Origin of the sequence: Kitasatospora sp. NPDC059973 (assembly GCF_042737525.1) — a bacterium.
Lineage (GTDB): Bacteria > Actinomycetota > Actinomycetes > Streptomycetales > Streptomycetaceae > Kitasatospora.
This window is the reverse complement of sequence record NZ_JBHWUI010000292.1, coordinates 1-5,480: the sequence shown is the minus strand read 5'-3', so window position 1 is coordinate 5,480 and position 5,480 is coordinate 1. Positions and strand designations below refer to the sequence as shown.

Annotated in this window: 5 protein-coding genes; 4 read left to right on the top strand and 1 reads right to left on the bottom strand. The window is 74.0% G+C overall.

Going from position 1 to position 5,480, the window contains the following annotated elements; translation table 11 throughout:
• Nucleotides 1-155 precede the first annotated feature (155 nt).
• Together ACFWA9_RS37955 and ACFWA9_RS37950 are read left to right on the top strand one after the other, a co-directional pair.
• A complete protein-coding gene (locus tag ACFWA9_RS37955) occupies nucleotides 156-677 on the top strand; it encodes a GtrA family protein (protein ID WP_329489576.1) in 522 nt (173 codons plus the stop codon).
• 153 nt (nucleotides 678-830) lie between these two features.
• Nucleotides 831-2,045, top strand: a complete 1,215-nt coding sequence (locus ACFWA9_RS37950; RefSeq protein ID WP_352289533.1) for an ROK family transcriptional regulator — start codon at nucleotides 831-833, stop codon at nucleotides 2,043-2,045.
• A gap of 40 nt (nucleotides 2,046-2,085) precedes the next feature.
• On the opposite strand, the gene ACFWA9_RS37945 is transcribed toward ACFWA9_RS37950, so the two are convergent.
• A complete protein-coding gene (locus ACFWA9_RS37945; RefSeq protein WP_329489577.1) occupies nucleotides 2,086-3,129 on the bottom strand; it encodes an ABC transporter permease in 1,044 nt (347 codons plus the stop codon).
• 110 nt (nucleotides 3,130-3,239) lie between these two features.
• Between ACFWA9_RS37945 and ACFWA9_RS37940 the strand changes: the two genes are divergently transcribed.
• Both ACFWA9_RS37940 and ACFWA9_RS37935 read left to right on the top strand, forming a co-directional pair.
• Nucleotides 3,240-3,698, top strand: coding sequence for a MarR family transcriptional regulator (locus ACFWA9_RS37940; protein WP_329489578.1), 459 nt, complete (start codon nucleotides 3,240-3,242; stop codon nucleotides 3,696-3,698).
• Between the two features lie 157 nt (nucleotides 3,699-3,855).
• Nucleotides 3,856-5,409 (top strand): MDR family MFS transporter, encoded by a 1,554-nt coding sequence (locus tag ACFWA9_RS37935; protein WP_329489579.1) that lies wholly within the window; start codon nucleotides 3,856-3,858, stop codon nucleotides 5,407-5,409.
• Nucleotides 5,410-5,480: the final 71 nt, after the last annotated feature.

Genomic DNA, 5,480 nt, shown 5'->3' with positions numbered 1-5,480 from the left:
CCGGCGGAGCGCGCTGCTCCCGCCGGGCCGCCGCCCGTTCGCACGACCGGGGGCACCGGGCGCCGGGAGCCGCGGGAGCCGCGGGAGCCACCGGGCCGCCTTCCCGCCGGTTCCGTCGGAGGGAGCGTCGGCGGGCCCCGTGCGAAACTGCGAAGATGCCGTCCCCTACTCAGCGCGCCCTGGCCAAGGTGCCGGCGGGGCTGCGCCCGTTCCTGGTCAGGCACCGCAGGCTGGTGAAGGTCCTGCTGGTCGGGGGCACGTGCTTCGTTCTGACAACAGTGATCAACTTCTCACTGAAGTTCACCCTTTTGGAGCACAAACCGGTGGTGGCGCTCACCATCGCGACCGTGGTGGCCACCACCGTCTCCTACGTGCTCAACCGCCGGTGGTCCTTCCGGGCCCGCGGCCACCGGCGTGAGGTGCTGCTGTTCCTGCTCGTCAGCGTGGTGGCGATCGGCGTCAACGACCTCCCGCTGATCGTCTCGCGCTACGTCCTGGACCTGCGCGAGCCGCAGGTGACGCCCTTCACCCAGGAGGTGGCCGACTTCCTGAGCGGCATGGTCCTCGGCACCTTCGTGGCGATGCTCTTCCGCTTCTGGGCGATGCAGCGCTGGGTCTTCACGCGCTTCCCCGAGCCCGTCGCCCCCCGCGTGGAGCAGCCCCAGCGGATCCCGTAGCGGCCCGGCGCGGCGGGGCGCCGGAGCGGCCGATCCGCCCCCCCCGGGCCCGGCGGGAGCGCCCGGCCGAACGCGGTTACGCTGCAGACACCGGTCCGAACTGCGGGACCCGCCCACCGGCGGGGCGGGCGGAAGCTGAGCGGGGTGAGCGCGATGCGCGAGACGGACGGCCTCCGGGCCGGGCCGGCCAGCCAGCAGGGCATGCGGCGGGCCAATCTGGCGCTGGTGCTCGGCGTGATCGCGCGGGCCCCGCGCTCGCGCGCGGAGGTCGCCGCGGAGAGCGGGCTGACCAGGGCGGCGGTGTCCTCGCTCGCCGAGGAGCTGATCGCGGCCCGCCTGGTGGTCGAGGAGGGGCCGGCGGCGCCCAGCGGCAAGGTCGGCCGGCCCGGGACGGCCCTGGGGCTCAACCCCGAGGGACCGGCGGGTCTGGGCGCCGAGATCGGGGTGGAGCACCTCGGCGCCTGCGTGGTCGACCTGCGCGGCGAGGTCCGCGCCTGGCACCGTCAGGAGATCCGCAACCGGGACCGGCGGCCCGCCGCCGTGATGGCCGACCTGGCCGAACTGCTGCGCCGGGCGGTCGTCGACGCGGGGCTGCGCCCGGCCGGGCTGATGCTCGCGGTGCCCGGGCTGGTCGGCGACGGCGACGGGGTGCTACAGCGCGCCGCCAACCTGGGCTGGCAGGACGTGCCGCTGGCCGCCGAGCTGCGGCCGGCGCTGCGCGCGGCCGGCGCGCAGGGCCTGGCCGAGCTGCCGGTCGAGGCCGAGAACGAGGCCAACCTGGGCGGGCTCGCCGAGCTCTGGCTGGGCGGCGCCCCGGATCACTTCCTGCACGTCTCGGCCGAGGCCGGGGTCGGCTCGGCGATCGTGGTCGGCGGCCGGCTGATGCGCGGGGCGCACGGCTACGCCGGAGAGCTGGGGCACGTGCCGGTCCACCCGGACGGACCGCGCTGCGCCTGCGGGGCGCACGGCTGCCTGGAGCAGTACGCGGGGGAGGCGGCGGTGCTGCGGGCGGCGGGGCTGGAGGGGATCCGGGGCGACTGGGTCGCCCTGCTCGCCGAGCGGGCCGGGGCCGGGGACGAGGAGGTCCGCGGGGCGCTGGACGGGGCCGGGTCGGCCCTGGGGATCGCCTCGGCCGGGGCGGTCAACCTGCTCGACCCGGCCGAGGTGGTGCTGGGCGGCGGCTACGCCCGGCTGGCGCCCTGGCTGCTGCCGGGGATGCGGGCCGAGCTGGCGGCCCGGGTGACCGTCCGCCCCTGGACGGAGGAGCGGCTGACGGTCTCCCGGCTGGGCCGGCGCGGGCCGCTGCTGGGGGCGGCGGTCGGCGTGGTCCGGGCGATCGTCGCGGACCCGGGCCGGCTCGACGGGTAGGGGCGGTGTCGGGCCGGCCCGGGCGGTGGCGGTGGTCCGGCTACCCGGCGGGCAGCTCGCGGCCCCCGCGCGGCCGGCGCAGCACGGCGGCGAAGGTGACGGCGACGCCGACCAGTGCCCAGACCAGCAGCACGAGCAGCGGCATGGTGAGGTTGGTCGCGCCGAAGTAGGCGATCGAGCGGGCCGCGTCGGTGCCGGCGCCGTTCGGGATCCAGGCGCCGATGGCCCGCCAGAACGGGGGCACCATCGGTGGCGGGAAGACCCCTCCCGCGCTGGGGTTGCCGAGCACCACGAAGATCAGTACCGCGACGCCGATCCCGATGATGTCGAAGAGGCACTGCAGCGCCATGGTGAACGCGCCGACCGTGAACACCACCAGGGCGCCCAGCGCGGCGAGCCCCCAGGACGAGCCGGGCAGGGCGTTCAGCGCCGGTCCGACGATCACCGCCCCGCCGATGCCGGCCGCGATCGAGTACAGCGCGAGGGCGGCGAGCCGGATGGCCGCCCGGTAGGCGTTGGCGGGCTTCGCCCCGGCGCTGACGCCGAGGATCGAGGCGACCAGGTAGCCGCCGACGCACCAGCCGATCACCAGGTAGAAGGAGGACAGGCCGTTGGTGTCGCCCTTGGCCAGCGGGATGGTGTCGACGGTGCGCACCGTCCGGCCCTGGGTCTGGTCCACCGCGGTGACGATGGTCTGGGCGGCCCGGGCGGCGGCCGGGCCGCGGGCGTTGGCGACCAGCAGGGTGTCCTCGGTGCCGGCCGGGTCCACCACCAGCGCGGCGTAGAGCTTCTGGTCCTTGATCCGGGCGGTGGCGGTCTCCGCGTCGGGCGCGGTGGAGGCCCGTACCGCGTTGTCGGGCACCCCCTCCAGCGCCTCGACCAGCTTGGGGGAGACCTGCGGCGGGGCGACCACCGCGATCGAGAGCTCGTGCGGGGTGGGGCTGTGCAGCGCTCCGACGTACGAGGTGATGAAGCCGAGCTGGAGGAGGAGGACGGCGATCACCAGCAGCGCCGCGCGCGGGGTGACCGCCCCCTTCAGTTCGGCGACGAGTCCTGGCCTCGGTCCCTGCCCTGGGGTGGTCATCCACATCTCCTTGCGTATCGGGAAAACGGATACTTCATACCATCAAGTAGTTGGCTTTCCCGATTTCCCGCGCCGTATGTGGGGGCCCTGTGCTGCGGGATACTTGCGCGGTGAGTGCGGCGAATGACGAGGAACCCCTGCTGGCGGTGGAGCGCGAGGTCGCGCTGATGTTCCGCCGGGGCCGGGCCCGGGTGGCGGAACTCTCCCGCCGGGTGCACCCCAGCCTGGAGGGGGCGGCGTACAGCATGCTCGGCTACATCGAGCAGGCCGGGCGGGTGCGGGTGACCGACGTCGGCGTGCACTTCGCGGTGGGCAAGGCCACGGTGAGCCGGCAGATCCGGGCGCTGGAGGAGCTGGGCCTGGTGACCCGGGAGGCGGATCCGCTGGACCGCCGGTCCGCGCTGGTCTCGCTCACCGACGACGGCCGGCGGCGCTACCTGGGCGCGCGGGACGCCCGGATCGAGCGGGTGCGCGAGCTGATGGCCAACTGGTCCGAGGAGGACGTGATCCGCTTCGCCGGGCTGCTGCACCGCTTCAACGACGTGGTCGGGGAGGCCGTCGGGACCTGAGGTCCGGCGGTCCGGCGCGGGTCGCGGGGCGGGACTTTACTTGGGCTTGAAGAAAGTTGCCTTAAGCAACCATTGATCCTATGGTTGCTTAAGGCAACGACTTTTCCGTCCCCCGTCGCCGCCTCCCGCTTCCGCCCCGACCCGCCGAAGGACCCAGATGACCGTCACCACCCGAGCCGCGACCGGAGCCGCCACCGCCGACGACGACACGCCCATGACCCACCGGCAGGTGCTGGAGGCCCTGTCCGGCCTGCTGCTCGGCCTCTTCGTGGCCGTGCTGTCGTCGACCGTCGTCTCCAACGCCCTGCCGCGCATCCTCACCGACCTGCACGGCGGCCAGTCCGCCTACACCTGGGTGATCACCGCCACCCTGCTCACCCTCACCGCCTCCACCCCGATCTGGGGCAAGCTGTCCGACCTGGCCAGCAAGAAGCTGCTCCTGCAGATCGCCCTGGTGATCTACATCGCCTCGTCCGCGCTGGCCGGCCTCGCCCAGAACACCGGCGAGCTGATCGCCTGCCGCGCGCTGCAGGGCATCGGCGCCGGCGGTGTCACCGCGCTCGCCCAGATCTGCCTGGCGGCGATGGTCCCGCCGCGCGAGCGCGGCCGGTACAGCGGCTACTTCGGCGCGGTCTTCGCCCTCGCCACCATCGGCGGCCCGCTGATCGGCGGCGTCATCGTGGACACCTCCTGGCTCGGCTGGCGCTGGTGCTTCTACGTCGGGATCCCGTTCGCGCTGGCCGCGATCGCGGTGCTGCAGCGCACCCTGAAGCTGCCGGTGGTCAAGCGCAAGGTCAAGATCGACTACCTGGGCGCCCTGGTCATCACCGGCGCCGTCAGCCTGCTGATGATCTGGATCACGCTCGCCGGCAAGAACTACGCCTGGCTCTCCTGGCAGACCGCGGCCATGGTCGGCGGCGGCCTGGTGCTGGGCGGGCTCGCCGTGGCGATCGAGAAGCGCGCGGCCGAGCCGATCATCCCGCCGAGCCTCTTCCGCCACCGCACCGTCACCCTGGCGGCGGTCGCCAGCGTGCTGGTCGGCATCGGGATGTACGGCGCGACCACCTTCCTCAGCCAGTACTTCCAGCTGGCCAGGGAGAAGTCCCCGACCATCGCCGGCCTGATGACGCTGCCGATGATCCTCGGCCTGGCCGTCGCCTCCACCGTGGCGGGCAAGCTGATCACCAAGTACGGCCGCTGGAAGGCCTACCTGGTCGCCGGCACCCTGATGCTGGCCGTCGGCTTCGCCCTGCTGGGCACCGCCCGGGCCGACACCGATTACGTGCTGCTCGCCGTCTACATGGCGATCACCGGCATCGGCCTCGGCCTGACCATGCAGAACCTCGTGCTCGCGGTGCAGAACACGGTGCCCCGGCACGAGCTCGGCGCGGCCAGCTCGGTGGTCACCTTCTTCCGCACCATGGGCGGCGCGATGGGCGTCTCCGCCCTCGGGGCCCTGATGAACAACCGGGTCGGCCACTACCTGACGGAGAACCTGGCGGCCGCGCACGTCCCGGCCACCGGCGCCGCGGCCGGCGGCGGCATCCCGGACCTGCACAAGCTGCCCGCCCCGCTCGTCCCGCTGGTGACGGACGCCTTCGGGCACGGGGTCGGCGTGGTCTTCCTGGTCGCGGCGCCGTTCGCGCTGCTGGCCTTCGTGACGGTGCTGTTCATCCGCGAGACCGTGCTGCGCACCGGCCACCAGGGCTGACCGCCCGCCGGCGGGGGCACGGGGCAGGACACGGCGAAGCCGTCGAGGTGCAGGGCCAGGTCGATCGGGAC

Bases quoted from the DNA above. Each gene is read 5' to 3' on its own strand.
- ACFWA9_RS37955 (WP_329489576.1), top strand. From the start codon at position 156: ATGCCGTCCCCTACTCAGCGCGCCCTGGCCAAGGTGCCGGCGGGGCTG.
- ACFWA9_RS37945 (WP_329489577.1), bottom strand. From the start codon at position 3,129: ATGACCACCCCAGGGCAGGGACCGAGGCCAGGACTCGTCGCCGAACTG.
- ACFWA9_RS37950 (WP_352289533.1), top strand. From the start codon at position 831: ATGCGCGAGACGGACGGCCTCCGGGCCGGGCCGGCCAGCCAGCAGGGC.
- ACFWA9_RS37935 (WP_329489579.1), top strand. From the start codon at position 3,856: ATGACCGTCACCACCCGAGCCGCGACCGGAGCCGCCACCGCCGACGAC.